Consider the following 13,397-nt stretch of genomic DNA (forward strand, 5'->3'; position numbering starts at 1 on the left):
CCGTTACCCCATTTCGGGGAGAACGGCCCTCGCCGACTTCTGACGTCACGTCGGAGGCTTGCCCGGCCGGTGCACACCCGGTGCACTACCGCATGTCTCCGGACCTTCAGCCCAGGCGCCCGGTCCCGCGGTTTAGATGTCGAAGAACTGATACGCCGGTTCCGTCACCTGCGGTGCGCTCCATCGGCAACGTTCTGACCTGCGTGGTAGTGGTCGTCGTTGGTCGTTGTTGGTCACCGCTGGGCCACCCCGGACGGCCCCAAGACGGCCCGGCTGGTCCAACGGCGGAGGTTAACCGAGAGCATCCGCGACGGCCTCCATCGAGTCAGTCACCGCCACGGCCCCCGCCGCCGCCAACTTGGCTTCCTTGCCCGGCTTGTTGGCATAGCCGATGGTGGCCACCTCCACGGCGTGACCGGCTTGTACGTCTCGCGCCGCGTCGCCGATGAAGATGCACGACGCGGGTGCGGCTGACGCGGCGGACAGGGCATCGAGTAGCAGGCGGGGACTGGGCTTCATGGACGTGGGGTCGCCCGGTACTCGCCCGAACACGCCAGCGATGTGGTCGGTGAGCCCGTGATCATCGAGATAGGCACGGATCGCGTCACCCGAGTTGTTGCTGATAATCCAGACGGAGCGGCCCGATTCGACACAGGCGCGGATGGCGGCTTCTCCACCGACGGTCCGCTCAGCAAGCGCGACCGCCTCCACCTCCAACCGTGTCAGTGTCTCGTCTGCCGTGGCCGCCAAGTTCGGACACGCCTCGGCGACGTGCCGCAGTAGCGCGAGCGGGTCTGTCTCCGCCGCCCAATCAGCGGGGGCATCCACGGTGAGGGCGGGACGGAGCGCGCCGTATAGCCGACGCGCCACGTCGGGCGCGGGTAGACCGGCGAAGACCGAACAGACCGGGCCGTCGAAGTCGAGAAGAACGTGCTTGACGGGTCGAAGCACGTCTGCGAGGTGGTTCGTGCTCATGGCTGCCGCTCATAGGAGATGGTGTTCCACACGCTGTCGAACCAGAGCTGAGCCTGCTGAATGTAGAGCGACCCCAGCGAGGCGTCATCCGGTCCGGCGGAGTGGTGGAAGAGAGTCGTGTCCTTGCCCGTAACGTCGAAGAACGTACGCGACTCACCTTCGACTGAGAGGGACCGTTCACGCAGGGGGTAGAACCCGAAAAAGGCTTCCCGCTTGTTCAGGATGTAGAGCTTGAACAGGCTGGACGCCTTGTGGACGCGCACCTCTACGTTGACGGACTTGACCAGTCCGTACTCTGCGAGCACTTCCACGGAGTGCTTGATGCCGCCTGCGTTTGTCAGCGCGATGTTCCGCGCCCGGTCGCGCAGCGCGACTTCGTCCCGCAGCCCCTCGACCAGAACGGGAACTGCCATGGGCGCGGTTGTGTCAGGCAGAAGCAGGCGAACCGTGATTGATTCCGGGGTGAGTCGGCCCGATCGGATCTTGTCCAGAGGTTCTTGCATGGCGTTGTACAGGGTCTCGCTGGAGAAGCCGGCGAAGTCGAGGGTTACTTGCGGCTCGGTAAACGCCGCTTCGATGTGGGGCCGGAGCCCTACCGGCCGTTCTGTGCGCTCCCGCACGAATGACCCGCTGCCCTGGCGAGTGACGATCAGACCCTCGCTCCGCAGTAGCTCCAGAGCCTTGTCTACAGTCCCGCGTGCCACGGTGTAGCGCCGGGCCAGCTCAGGGCCGGAAGGAAGTTTGTCGCCAGGGGCGAACCCCTCTTTCTTCGTGAGGATCGCGGCTCGCAGAGAGCTGCTGACCTGCTGATACGGCGGTCGCGGGTCGTCCGGGTCGAGGCTCATACATCCATGCTAAGCCACATGCCCAACATGCACGACTCACCCAACCCTCTTGACCTGCCTAGGCAGGTTGTCTATGTTGGGCATGTCGCCGCGAAGGAAGCGGAGACAGCGAGAAGGGCCCTTTTTGGGCTGCTTCGAGCTGCACAACAAAGGGGCCCGGGGCAGAACGGGCCGAGGTTCCCGGCGCCTGGTCAGACCGGAGGGCTTAGACCGAAAGGTCACGTCTCCATACGCCTTCGCCAGGCATGGCGGCTCTACCTCGCACGGGGGCCGCAGACCTGAAGGAGACACGCAGTACAGCCACGACAACACGCCGTGAGGGGCGCCGGATCGAATCCGGCTCGTGGCACTCCACCGACCTGCACACCAGGTCAGGTGGTCGTGACCGCTCAACACGAAGCGGTCAAAACGAGTGCAGGCCCCGGGGGCAACCGGGACCTGCGTACAGGACCTGATGAGGAGGACCTGTGTTCGTCAGTTTGACAGATGCGGAGAAGCGGGCCGAGCTGGACCGCAGGAACGCCGAACGGAACCGGCAGAGCCGGGAAGACGCGCGGGCCAAGGCGACCCGGTGATGGCCGCCGCGACGTTCGCCGCCGTGTTCATCGCCCTGTACGTCGGTCACTCGGTGGGTGACCACTGGGTGCAGTCGTCGTGCCAGGCCGCGACGAAGGGCCTGCCCGGCTGGACCGGCCGGCTGGCCGATGCCCGGCACGTGCTGGGCCTGACGCTCACGAAGATGACCCTGCTCCTGCCGGTCGTCCTACTTCTTGACCTGCGGGTGAGCACGCTCGGTCTCGTCCTCGGATTCGCGGTCGACGCCGTAACCCACTGGTGGGCGGACCGCCGGTCAACCCTCGCGTGGCTGGCCAAGGTCACGGGGAAAAGCGAGTTCTACAGCCTCGGGACCCCGGCGCACCCGGCGGCCCCCGCCACGGCCGACGGCGGGTACGCCCCGACGCTCGGGACCGGCGCCTACGCGCTGGATCAGTCCTTCCATCACGTGTGGCTGCTGGTCGCCGCGCTGATCGTCGCCGCCGTCTGATGGCGGCCGTCGAGATCGTCTCGTTCGGCTACCTGCATGGGGAACCGCCTGCCGCTCATCTGACGATCGACCTGCGGCATCACTTCCGGGACCCACACGTCAGCCCGGAGCTTCGCTACATGACCGCGCATGACGAGCTGGTCCGTACAGCGGTGCTCGATACGGCGGGCATCGCTGACCTGGTCGAGGCGGCGGCGCATGCGGTCGCAGCGTTCGCCGCCGGGCCGAGCGCCGGAACGGTCAGGGTCGCTGTCGGCTGCGCGGGCGGCCGACACCGGGCGGCCACAGTCTCCATGGCTCTGGGTGACCTGCTCACCCGCGCCGGCTACGCCGTTGCTGTGGGGCACCGCGACCTCGGCAAACCAGTTGTCCAGCGCTGACCACACCGCTACCGCCCCGATGGTCGCAGGCAGGGTTCGACTCCCTGCCGGGGCACTCCACTCATGAACGGCGCGCGGCCCGGAGGTGCAACTCCGGGCCGCTGTCGAGCCGTGCCACCTGCTAGGGAGAACCCGACTCATGAACGACATTACCGTCCTGGACGGCCTCATCGCGTTCGAACCGTGGCTTGAGCCGACGGACGCCGAGCTGGACGCGATCGAGCTGGAGACGCCCGTCATCACGGCGGAGATCGCCCTGCTCGACGCGCAGATCATGACGCTGGACCGGCCGGTCACGGAGCTGGACACCCGCCGGGTGCGCCGGGCCCGTCGCCGCGTGCTGGCCGAACGCCGGGAGCTGACGAACCAGGCCACGGCGCGTGTGCCGGGGGGTGCGGCATGAACCGCACCGCCAAGGTCCTGCTCGTGCTCGCGTTGGTCGGCGTGGTCGCGATGGCGTTCCGGGTGTCGTGGAACGCGTTGCGGGATGTGGCCCGCGCGATCGGCGCGGACAACACCGGGGCCACGCTCTATCCGTTCGTGGTGGACGGACTGATGGCGCTTGCTTTGATCGCCGCGTTGGTGCTGACCGAGCCCGCCGCCCGGAAGTTCGCGCTGGGGGTGCTGGCCGCCTACACGCTCGCCTCACTCGTCCTCAACTACGTGCACGGACTCGTCCCCGAGCTGCACGGCGGATCGGTCGACTGGGGCCGACTGGCCGACTGGGACCCCGCCAACTACGCGCTGGTCCTGCTCGCCACCAGTCTGCCGGTCGGGTCGATCTACTTCGGATCCGATCTGGTCGCGAAGATCCTGCACCACCGACCGGACACCCGACCGAGCGATGACACAGATGGTCAGAAAACGACCGAGATCGAGATCAATCGGTCGATGTCTGACCTGGAAGAGTCGCCCGACACCCCGGTGCACACGCCGGTGGAGCCGTCGGCCGACCCGGCCCCGCTCCCCGCGCCCGTGCCCGTCGAACTGCCCGTACCGGTCGAGCCGGTGCCGGTCGTGTCGGCGGTCGCTGCTGAGTCGGCCCGTCCCCGCCGGGCGACCGGTCGGGTCCCGGCCGCCGCACGCACCAGCCGGCCGACACGCACAGCGGACCAACTGCTGGATGAGGCACGGCAGTTGACGGCCGACTGGTCCGACAAGGAGCTGACGGCCGACGGCATCCGCAAGGCGGTCCGGACGTCGGCGGAGAAGGCGCGCGGTCTGCGCGACACGCTCAAGGCGGAGCGGACCGCCGGCAGCGCCGTTGCCGATTCCCGTCAGGATGACACCGTGGCGGTCGGGTGATGGCGGCACGGTTCTGGGACCCCGACGGGGACCTGTACGGCATCCCCACCTACCCGTTCCGTATGGCCCCGCCCGGTCTGGCCACCCGGCGGCAGCTCCGCGCACAAGGGCTCCGTCCAGGCGGTCAGCATGCTGCCGCGCAACTCCTGTGGTTCTCCAACCGCTACAGGCGTCCCGGCAGTCCTCCCACGATCCGGGTGGCCTACCTCTACCGGCTCGACCGTGCTCTGCCGGTCCGGCCCATGACCCCGGGCAAGCGGGCGGCCCTGGACAAGGCCATGGCCGCCCGCCGCATCTGCCCCGAATGCCGCAGCGACGCCGGGTACTGCATCCCGACGTCCCTCGGCATGTGCGTCACCTGCGCCGATACTCCCGCTCTCGCCGCCTGACCTCCCCTGCCGCACCCCCCAGCCCCGGCCACCAGCCGTGAAGGGCGCCAGATCGGATCCGGCCCGGGGCACGCACCGCCAACCACTCACCCACCGACCCGATAGGGCACCCCATGGCCATGTTCCGCCGCAACACCCCTGCCACCCCTGAGCTGATTCCCACCCCTGAGCCGGAGATGAGTGAAGAGAGGTTCGCTGAGCTGGAAGAAAAGAACAGGAAAGCCACGAGGGAGAGCGAGTACCAGCGGGTGCTCGCTGCCCAGCGCGAGAGGGACTGCGAACTCGCAGAACGCAACATCAGGTGGTCCCGCTGATCTCCCCGCTCGACAGCCCCGATGGTCGCAGGGCCGGTTCGACTCCGGCCCGGGGCGCTCCTGCACCACCCCCGACACCGCTACGGAGGCACCGTGGAATCCCTGCCCGCCCCGCGTACGGTCGTCCAACTCCCGGACGGCACCCACGCCTACATCGACCCCGCCGCGCTGCCCGCCCCTCAGCAGACCGGCACCCCGCAGATCGTCCACATCCACCAGGCCCCGCCCGACCGGACCATGCAGCGCGTCGCGCTGGGCTCCGGGGTCGGCGCCGGCGCGGTCGGCGCCTCCGTGTACTTCGGTCCCATGCTGATCGCCGCCATCACCTCCATGGCCATCTCCCTCGCGGTGGTCGCGCTGGTCGTGGTCGCCATCACCTACGGCATGGTCACGGTCGTGCGGTCGGTCGGCGGCCCGGACGGCAAGGCCACCGTGGAAACCCTGAGCAGGACCAGCAGCGCCCGGCGTCGTCGGCGTCGCGGCTGACGGCTGCCCGATCCGCCCGACCTGTGCGGGCGGTGAGGGGAGCCGGACAGCCCGGCCCGGACAAGGGGAGTCGCTGATGCGTACGTACACCCGATCCGAACGCGGTCGGCGCGCGTGGCTGGTCGCCCGTGGCGTCAAGCAGGCCGTCGCTGACGCGGTCGACCCGCGGATCGAGGCGGAGATCGACCGGATCGACGCCCGCGCCGAGGACCGCGGCTGGCGCGAGACGGACGCCATGCGAGACCAGCTCGACAAGGCGAAGGACCAGGTGGCCGCCGCGAAGACCGCCGAACGCACCGCCACCCGCGATACCAAGAACACCGCACGCCAGGCCCGCAAGGACGCCGAAGCGGTCCTGCGCCGTACCGAGCAGGCTGCCCGCCGTATCGGGCTCTGACTATCCCCCGGGTGGCCGTCCACGGCCAAGCGACCGGCCGCCCGGGGCCCTACCGCTCCACACGAGAGAGCAGGAGGCATCCATCATGACCGACTCGACGCTGGAGGTTCCAGTCGTGGGCACCCTGCACCACCTTGACGACCACCGGCCCCCGGCTGAAACCCCCGCCCCGCGCCTGGTGAAGGACACACCCGCGCCCGCCCCGGGTGCGGACAAGGCGCCCCGGGTCCGTCGCCGCAGGCTCCGTGCGGCCCTGACGCATCAGCGCACTCGCACGGGTCTTCGCCTGGTGGCCCGGCACGGCTCGTACGTGGTCGGCGGTGGCGTGGTGCTGACGAAGCGTGCGTGGGACGGCCGGACCACGGCCGTTCATCAGCGGATGATCAAAGCGGCGGAAGCGGCCGGCCAGCAGGAAGTCGCGGCGGAGTGGCAGGACAAGGCGGACCGGTTCCGGCAGGCCCGTCACGCACGGCGGATGGCCCTGATCGCGGGTGTTCCGGCCCTGGCGAAGTCCGCCGTGGTCGGCGCGGCCCTGGCCGAGGGCGGTCTCCTCGCCATCGGGACTGTCATGGCGGTCTCCGGCGGCGACATCGCGGATGTGATCGCGCCGACCATGGGCATGGTCGACTTCATCCACACCATGTGCATGATCGTGGGCGTGGTGTGGGGGCCGGCCGTCGCTCTCGCCCCGTGGCTGGCGCTGCTGAGCCTGTGGGCGGTCGGCAAGTCCCGTGGGGCTGCACCGAAATGGGCAATGCCCGCCGCCAAAGGGGATACGCAGGATGTTGTCCCTGATGAGGGCGCCATTCTGGACGCGCTTCGGCACCTGGGTATCGCGCCGCTGAACAAGGCGGTCAAGCAAGGGTGGCAGCCGCGGTGGGTGGCCCCGACCACACGTCTGGGCAACGGCTGGCACTCCCGGCTCCAGCTCCCCATGGGTGTCACGGTGGAGATGGTCAACGGCAAGAAGACCGTGCTGGCACACAACCTGCTGCGCAAGCCCGTGGCGGTGTGGCCGACCGAGCCCCACGACCAGCCCGGCGTACTCGATTTGTGGGTGGCCGATCAGGGCTCGCTGTCGGGGAAGGTGCCCGACTGGCCCCTGCTGGCCGACGGGGAGGCCGACTACTTCAAGGGCGTGCCCCTGGGGGTCTCCCAGCGCGGCGAGCCGGTCGGCGGCAAGCTCATGGCGTCGAACTACATGGTCGGCGGAATCATGGGCTCGGGTAAGTCGTCGCTGGTCGTGGGTCTGCTGCTGGGTGCGATGCTGGACCGGCTGGTGGAGATCGAGGTCTACGTCATGGCCTACAACGTCGACTACGACGTGATGAAGCCGCGGCTGCGGACCCTGGTCAAGGGCGACGAGGACGAGCAGATCGAAGCGGCCCTCAAAGCCCTGCGGGCCCTGCGTGACGAGGTCACCCAGCGCGGGAAGCTGCTCGATGAGATGGGCGGGGAAGAAGTCGCCCTCACCCGGAAGATCGCGGAGCAGGACCCCCGGATGCGGCCGAAGGTGGTCGTCTTCGACGAGTGCCATGAGCTGTTCATGCACAAGAAGTACGGCGCGGAGGCAGCCGAACTGGCGGTCAAGGTGATGAAGAAGGCCCGGAAGGTCGGCATCACGCTGATCTGGGTCACCGTCTCCCCGACCGCGGAGAGCATCCCGAAGGATGTCACCCGCAACACCAGCCACCGTGTGGCGTTCGCGGTCGGTGACCACGTCGCCAACGACGGCCTGCTGGGCACCGGGAAGCACCGGGCGGGGATCACCGCGACCACCCTCAACCCCGCCGAGAACATCGGCACGGCCCTGACCGTCGGGTTCACGAAGAACCCGTTCGAACTGGTCCGCGCCTACTACGTCCGCAAGGACTCCAAGACCGACCAGATCACCCCCGTCGTCAACCGCGCACTGGCCCTGCGCGACGGCATCACCCCCGCCGCCGGCCCCGCCGATGAGCCCGCCGACCACCTTGCGGACATCGCCACCGTGATGGGCGACACGAAGCGGATGCGCACTGATGAGGTCCGCGCCCGCCTCGCCGCGCTCAACCCGGGCGAGTACCGCGAGTGGACCGCACCCGACCTGACACAGGCTCTGGAAGCGGTCGGAGCGGCGCCGTACAAGACCGGCGGGATCATGCACGTCAGCCGCGCGCTCCTCACCGAAGCGCTGGAAGAGCGCGACGCGGACACCGCCGAAAGTAACGCAGGGTGAAGGGAGGCGTCCAGGGAGGCAGGGAGAACTCCCTGACCGCCTCCCCGGGCCCGCCTCCCTGACCTGATCTGCGGTAACCCCCGGTTAGGGAGGCAGGGAAGCACACCCGCCCCCACCTCGGAAAACCCCGAAAACAGCCTTCCCTGGGGACACCCCTGCCTCCCTCCCTGCACACACAGTAACCATCATCTCCTGAGGAGACATCCCGTGAGCGAGACCACCATGTCCGCCAACTCCCAGCCCGGCACACTCCCGTGGGACCACGTCCGCGCAATCGTGACGTGGCTGGACGCCCGCAACGGCACCGGCCGCGACGAGACCGCACTCCGGCTGCTCAAGGTCACCGAGGAAGCCGGGGAGGCCGCTCAGGCATACATCGGCATGCGCGGCCAGAACCCCCGCAAGGGCATCAGCCACACCCGCGCCGACGTCGCGACCGAGCTGTGCGACGTCATCGTGACCGCCATGGTCGCCCTCCATGCCTTCGAGGACGACCCCGCCGAACTCCTCACCACCGTCACCAGGCACCGGGCCGACCGCCTCCACCGCGCGATGCCGACGGACGTCACGCCGCCCGAGCTGCTGCCCGCGGCTCTGGCACACCACGTGCCCGACTGGGCCGAGGCCGCGCCCACCCCGGCCGACGTACACGACTGGCCCCAGCGACAGGCCGCCGCACTCGTACCGTTCCAGCTCGATGAGCGGGGCTGGCCCCTGCACCCTCACGGCCGCACCGGCCGCACTGGGCGCAACCTCGGCCGCTGGGGCGAGAACGCCGCCGCCGACCCGATCGTCGTCGCGGGCAGCGGCGAGCGGCGGCGGGTACTGCTGATCACCCGGGGCGACATCGGCGTGGAGGCGATCCCGGGCGGCATGGTCGACCCGGGCGAGACCGCCCCGGCCGCCCTGGTCCGTGAGCTGCGCGAGGAAACCGGCGTCGACCTGGCCGACCACCGCCCGACCATCCTCGGGCGGGACCTCGTGGACGACTGGCGCAACTCGGATCACGCGTGGGTCGCCTCCACCAGCGCGCTCTACCAGCTCCCCGTGCAGGTCACCGCGACCGCCGCCGACGACGCCATTGACGCCACCTGGTGGCCGTTCGGCTCCCTCGACCAGCTCGACACCGCGATCAGCGCAGCCGGACGCACCCTCTACACCGCACACCGCCCCCTGCTCCAACGCGCCCTGGACCACCTCGACAAGCCCGCCGCCTGACGGCTGCCCAGACGCGCCCGGCCAACGCCGGGCGCGGTGGGGAGCCGGACAGTCCGGCTCCGCTGCGAGGAAGGCACCCATGCCTGACCAGATCCCGCACATCCTGACCGGCGTCGCCACCCGGGGAGGAACCGAGCCTCCCTGCGCGGACGGCGCGCACATTCACCGCCAGGGCGACCGCGTCTGCGCGGCCGTCGTGGACGGAGCCGGACACCACGCGGACGTCGTGGACTTCGCCCGGCATGCGCCGTCCACCATCGCCCTCACCGGCATGGCCATGGGCGGGCTCGTCGCCCTGACCACCGCCGGACGGATGATCGGCGCGTACGACCGCCCGCCGCACATGTCCGCCGTCTACGCCTCCATGGAACCGGGCCGACCCACCAGCATCCACTGGATCGGCGATTGCAGGGCGTACGGCTGGGACGGGGCCGCGCTCACCCAGTGGTCGACCGACCAGACCATGGGGCAGTGGCTGCGGTGGAACGGTGGCGTCCCCATCGAGATCGCGGAAACCCAGGACAACTGGGCGAGGCTCGGTCTCGCACAGGCGACGGAGATGACCTGCCGCCAACTGGAAATCCCGGAGGACGTCCCCCTCGTCCTGCTCGTCAGTGACGGCGTCTCGGACCAGGTAGCCCCGGAGACAGCAGCAGAGCTGTGCCGGGAACACGCCGAAAACCCGCAGACACTCGCGGACGCTCTCGTCGCGGCGGCTCAGCCGGACCCCGACGGCTACCGCGACGACGCCACCGCCATCGTCATCACCCGCGCCTAGCACACAACCACTGAGGGCGGCCCCGGTCTTTGGCGAGAGGGGGCCGCCCTCATCCAGCACAACTCAACAGTGGAACTGGAGGCATCCAGCATGACTCAACCGACCCTGATCCGGCGAGTGCCGGACCGGCCGCGGGTGCTGGCGCTGTGCGCCGGCTACGGCGGCCTGGAAGAGGCCATCCACGCCGGGACCGGCGGTACGCCGGTCGCCTACGCCGAGAGCGACCCCTACGCCGCGGCCGTGTTCGCCGCGCACCACCCCGGGGTCCCGAACCTCGGGGACATCACCGCCCTGGACTGGCGGCAGGTCCGGGACCTGTACGCACCGGACGTCATCGGCGCGGGCTTCCCGTGCCGCAACATCTCCAACGCAGGGAAGAGGGACGGAATCCATGGGCAGTGGTCGCGCGTCTGGAAAAACGTCGCTGAGGCTGTGGGCATCATTCGACCGCGCTACGTCTACCTGGAAAACGTGGCGGCGCTCCGGAGCAGGGGGCTGGACGTCGTCGCCGCGGACCTGGCCGCGCTCGGGTATGACGTCCGGTGGACATGTCTACGAGCTGGTGACCCCGAAGTCGGCGCCCCGCACCCGCGGGACCGCTGGTTCGCAGTTGCCTATCCCGCTGCTGAAGACCCCGACATCACAGCTTGGGGTCAACGGCGGACCGCAGCCGCCGGAGAAGCGCAAGCAGGGCGGGCACGGCCCGACGCTGGAGGACGAAGTGGTCTTCCTCCTGCCTCTGTGGCCGGAGGGGTGAGCCTGTTCCCCATGCCCACGGCGGCCGATTCGAGGGGGACCGCGAATTTCAGGGCCGATGGCACACCGTACGGAAACGGGTACGGAAGCACCCTGACGGACGCGGTCCGCAGCCTGCTGCCGACCCCCGCCGCGCGGGACTGGAAGTCGGGTGCCTCGAACCTGCTCGGCAGGAACAGCCGGCCGCTGAACGAAGTGGTCGTCAACCTCCTGCCCACCCCGAAAGTCTCGGACGGGCCGCACGGCGGGCCGAACCAGCGCGACACCTCCGGCCGGTACTACCTGCCCGGCCAGGCCGTGCGGCTCGATGACCGGTGGGTGGCCAGTGACGGCACCGACTTCGGGCCCGCGATCCGCCGGTGGGAAGCGGTCACCGGCCGTGCGGCGCCGTGCCCGACCGAGCCCGGCACCCGCGGCAACCGGCGCCTGTCGCCGGCGTTCGCGGAATGGCTCATGGGCCTGCCCTCCGGGTGGGTGACCGCCGTTGACGGCATCCCCCGCAAGGAACAGCTCCGCATCATCGGCAACGGCGTCGTCCCCCAACAGGCCCACCATGCCTACGGGTTACTCCTCAACGCCACCAGCCTCCCCATCACACGTGAGGGGAGCGCCGTCGCATGAGTGAGCATCTGCGGACCGCGCTCGACCTCGCAGCGGTGGGCGTGCCCGTGCTGCCGCTGCGGGCGGGGAAGCTCCCGTTCGGGAACTGCCCGGCGTGCACCGGCTCCGCGTGTGGCGACCGGCCGCACATGAAGCGCGCGGGTGCGTGCGCCTGCCCGGCTCCGTGTCACGGATGGGCCGCCGCGACCACCGATCCGGGCGTGCTGTCCTCCCGGCCGTGGGCGCCGGCGTGGCGTGAGGCGGGGGCCGTCGCCTACCACCCGGGTGGTGCGGGCCTGACGGTGGTGGATCTGGACAACGCAGCAGCCGTCGTCTGGGCCCGCGAGACCCTGCCGGCCACTCGCACCGTGCCGACCACGCGCGGGGAGCACTGGATCTACCGGGGCGCCATGCGCTCACGCAACGCGGTCCGGCCGGACGTCGACATCAAATCCGTCATGTCCTACGTCCGTTGGCTCGGACCCGGCACCGGCGTCATGACCGAGCTGCCCGACGCCGTGCGCGCGCTGGCCGTGACGGAGCCCGCCGCGGCCCGGTCTACGCCGGTCGTCATCACGGTACCCGCGCCCGTCGGGGGCGGGGAGTGCCGCCACCGCGTGCCCGCCTACCTGGAACGCGGCATCGCCATGGCCGAGCAGCGCATCACCCAGGCGGGCAGCGCGATCCATACGACCGTGTACCGGACCTTCCTCGCTGTCCTGTCCACCCATGGCCGGTGCGGGTGCCTCACCGACTCCCACGTCGCACGGCTGTTCACCGCCGCTCAGGCCAAGGGCGAATCCCTGCGGCACTGCACCATCGCATGGTCCAATGCTCGTACGGCGTTGGGGGTGTAGGGCTGTGGCCGACGACGAGAAGACTCCGGGGCGCGAGGTCATCACCGACTATGCGCAAGCACACTTCCGGTACTTCCGCACCGCCGACGGCACCGTGTACGCGCAGAAGAACGGCCACCCGGTGGCCCGTCCGATTCGCTCACAGGGCACGACGGGCAGCCACCGGCAGGAACTCATGGTCGGCATGTTCCGGGACGGGCGCGGCGTCTTCAACGGCACCGCGCTCAAGGAAGCCCTCGACCTGATCGAGGCGCTGGCGCTGACCGAGACCACCCAGGCCGTACACATCCGCGTCGCCCCCGGATTCGACGGAGCGACCTGGCTCGACCTGGGCCGCAACGACGGCCGGTCCGTACGCATCCACCCCACCGGCTGGGACATCGCTGTCCCGGATCCGCGTGAGGTGTGCTGGCGGCGCACCCAGCTCACCGGTGAACTGCCCCTGCCGGCCAGAGACACCGACGGCAAAGGCATCGACCTTCTGCTCAGGCTGTGCAACTTCGCCAACGCGGAAACCGAATGCCTGGCCATCGCGTGGCTCATCGGCTGTCTCGGACCGGGCGTGCCCGTCCCGGCCCCGTTCCTCACCGGGCCGCAGGGGGCGGGGAAGTCGACCGGCGGGCGGATGCTGGTGCGGATCGTGGAGGGCATGAGCGGGGACCTGCGGCGGGCTCCGAAGGACGAGGAGAACCTGATCGCGGCCGTCGCGGCGGGATGGGTCACCGCGCTCGACAACCTCTCCCACATGACGCCGGACCTGTCCGACGCCATGTGCTGCATCGTCACCGGAGCCGAGTCCGTCAAGCGCGCCCTGTTCACCGACGGGGACGTCCA

Annotated in this window: 15 protein-coding genes and 1 pseudogene; 14 read left to right on the top strand and 2 right to left on the bottom strand. The window is 69.8% G+C overall.

Annotated features, from left to right (window positions below; all coding sequences use genetic code 11):
• Window positions 1-291: 291 nt before the first annotated feature.
• On the bottom strand, window positions 292-975 hold the full coding sequence (locus ACWGDX_RS38370; RefSeq protein WP_453633326.1) for an HAD family hydrolase: 684 nt from the start codon (window positions 973-975) through the stop codon (window positions 292-294).
• Window positions 972-1,820 carry a GntR family transcriptional regulator gene (locus ACWGDX_RS38375; protein ID WP_453633328.1) on the bottom strand — a complete coding sequence of 283 codons (849 nt, stop codon included), beginning with the start codon at window positions 1,818-1,820 and terminating at the stop codon, window positions 972-974. Before ACWGDX_RS38375 ends, ACWGDX_RS38370 begins: the two co-directional genes overlap by 4 nt.
• Before the next feature lie 574 nt (window positions 1,821-2,394).
• Between ACWGDX_RS38375 and ACWGDX_RS38380 the strand changes: the two genes are divergently transcribed.
• The 14 genes and pseudogenes from ACWGDX_RS38380 to ACWGDX_RS38445 form a co-directional block, all read left to right on the top strand.
• Window positions 2,395-2,865, top strand: coding sequence for a transcriptional regulator (locus tag ACWGDX_RS38380; RefSeq protein ID WP_453633330.1), 471 nt, complete (start codon window positions 2,395-2,397; stop codon window positions 2,863-2,865).
• Window positions 2,865-3,245, top strand: a complete 381-nt coding sequence (locus ACWGDX_RS38385; RefSeq protein WP_382854854.1) for a RapZ C-terminal domain-containing protein — start codon at window positions 2,865-2,867, stop codon at window positions 3,243-3,245. The genes ACWGDX_RS38380 and ACWGDX_RS38385 overlap by 1 nt, the downstream gene beginning before the upstream one ends.
• Window positions 3,246-3,384: 139 nt before the next feature.
• Window positions 3,385-3,648 carry a DUF6284 family protein gene (locus tag ACWGDX_RS38390; protein WP_382854856.1) on the top strand — a complete coding sequence of 88 codons (264 nt, stop codon included), beginning with the start codon at window positions 3,385-3,387 and terminating at the stop codon, window positions 3,646-3,648.
• Entirely contained in the window at window positions 3,645-4,550 is a 906-nt protein-coding gene (locus ACWGDX_RS38395; protein ID WP_453633332.1) for a DUF2637 domain-containing protein, read from the top strand. The genes ACWGDX_RS38390 and ACWGDX_RS38395 overlap by 4 nt, the downstream gene beginning before the upstream one ends.
• Entirely contained in the window at window positions 4,550-4,939 is a 390-nt protein-coding gene (locus ACWGDX_RS38400; RefSeq protein WP_453633334.1) for an RRQRL motif-containing zinc-binding protein, read from the top strand. Before ACWGDX_RS38395 ends, ACWGDX_RS38400 begins: the two co-directional genes overlap by 1 nt.
• A 113-nt stretch (window positions 4,940-5,052) precedes the next feature.
• On the top strand, window positions 5,053-5,253 hold the full coding sequence (locus ACWGDX_RS38405; protein WP_382854862.1) for a hypothetical protein: 201 nt from the start codon (window positions 5,053-5,055) through the stop codon (window positions 5,251-5,253).
• Between the two features lie 93 nt (window positions 5,254-5,346).
• Entirely contained in the window at window positions 5,347-5,739 is a 393-nt protein-coding gene (locus ACWGDX_RS38410; protein ID WP_453633336.1) for a DUF6251 family protein, read from the top strand.
• A gap of 76 nt (window positions 5,740-5,815) precedes the next feature.
• On the top strand, window positions 5,816-6,136 hold the full coding sequence (locus ACWGDX_RS38415; RefSeq protein ID WP_453633338.1) for a hypothetical protein: 321 nt from the start codon (window positions 5,816-5,818) through the stop codon (window positions 6,134-6,136).
• Between the two features lie 85 nt (window positions 6,137-6,221).
• On the top strand, window positions 6,222-8,354 hold the full coding sequence (locus ACWGDX_RS38420; protein WP_453633340.1) for an FtsK/SpoIIIE domain-containing protein: 2,133 nt from the start codon (window positions 6,222-6,224) through the stop codon (window positions 8,352-8,354).
• Window positions 8,355-8,561: 207 nt separating this feature from the next.
• Window positions 8,562-9,572 carry an NUDIX domain-containing protein gene (locus ACWGDX_RS38425; protein ID WP_453633342.1) on the top strand — a complete coding sequence of 337 codons (1,011 nt, stop codon included), beginning with the start codon at window positions 8,562-8,564 and terminating at the stop codon, window positions 9,570-9,572.
• 79 nt (window positions 9,573-9,651) lie between these two features.
• Window positions 9,652-10,350, top strand: coding sequence for a PP2C family protein-serine/threonine phosphatase (locus tag ACWGDX_RS38430; protein ID WP_453633344.1), 699 nt, complete (start codon window positions 9,652-9,654; stop codon window positions 10,348-10,350).
• A 90-nt stretch (window positions 10,351-10,440) separates the two neighbouring features.
• Window positions 10,441-11,727, top strand: a complete 1,287-nt coding sequence (locus ACWGDX_RS38435; protein WP_453633346.1) for a DNA cytosine methyltransferase — start codon at window positions 10,441-10,443, stop codon at window positions 11,725-11,727.
• The gene (locus tag ACWGDX_RS38440; RefSeq protein WP_453633348.1) at window positions 11,724-12,563 is read left to right on the top strand and encodes a bifunctional DNA primase/polymerase; all 840 of its coding nucleotides are present in this window, start codon (window positions 11,724-11,726) and stop codon (window positions 12,561-12,563) included. The genes ACWGDX_RS38435 and ACWGDX_RS38440 overlap by 4 nt, the downstream gene beginning before the upstream one ends.
• A 4-nt stretch (window positions 12,564-12,567) precedes the next feature.
• A pseudogene (locus tag ACWGDX_RS38445) lies at window positions 12,568-13,397 on the top strand (ATP-binding protein); the annotation flags it as partial.

It is taken from the genome of Streptomyces sp. NPDC055025 (assembly GCF_053608565.1).

Coding starts and splice junctions, on each gene's coding strand:
- ACWGDX_RS38420 (WP_453633340.1), top strand. CDS start 6,222: ATGACCGACTCGACGCTGGAGGTTCCAGTCGTGGGCACCCTGCACCAC.
- ACWGDX_RS38370 (WP_453633326.1), bottom strand. CDS start 975: ATGAGCACGAACCACCTCGCAGACGTGCTTCGACCCGTCAAGCACGTT.
- ACWGDX_RS38395 (WP_453633332.1), top strand. CDS start 3,645: ATGAACCGCACCGCCAAGGTCCTGCTCGTGCTCGCGTTGGTCGGCGTG.
- ACWGDX_RS38430 (WP_453633344.1), top strand. CDS start 9,652: ATGCCTGACCAGATCCCGCACATCCTGACCGGCGTCGCCACCCGGGGA.
- ACWGDX_RS38375 (WP_453633328.1), bottom strand. CDS start 1,820: ATGAGCCTCGACCCGGACGACCCGCGACCGCCGTATCAGCAGGTCAGC.
- ACWGDX_RS38435 (WP_453633346.1), top strand. CDS start 10,441: ATGACTCAACCGACCCTGATCCGGCGAGTGCCGGACCGGCCGCGGGTG.
- ACWGDX_RS38400 (WP_453633334.1), top strand. CDS start 4,550: ATGGCGGCACGGTTCTGGGACCCCGACGGGGACCTGTACGGCATCCCC.
- ACWGDX_RS38380 (WP_453633330.1), top strand. CDS start 2,395: ATGGCCGCCGCGACGTTCGCCGCCGTGTTCATCGCCCTGTACGTCGGT.
- ACWGDX_RS38415 (WP_453633338.1), top strand. CDS start 5,816: ATGCGTACGTACACCCGATCCGAACGCGGTCGGCGCGCGTGGCTGGTC.
- ACWGDX_RS38440 (WP_453633348.1), top strand. CDS start 11,724: ATGAGTGAGCATCTGCGGACCGCGCTCGACCTCGCAGCGGTGGGCGTG.
- ACWGDX_RS38385 (WP_382854854.1), top strand. CDS start 2,865: ATGGCGGCCGTCGAGATCGTCTCGTTCGGCTACCTGCATGGGGAACCG.
- ACWGDX_RS38390 (WP_382854856.1), top strand. CDS start 3,385: ATGAACGACATTACCGTCCTGGACGGCCTCATCGCGTTCGAACCGTGG.
- ACWGDX_RS38405 (WP_382854862.1), top strand. CDS start 5,053: ATGGCCATGTTCCGCCGCAACACCCCTGCCACCCCTGAGCTGATTCCC.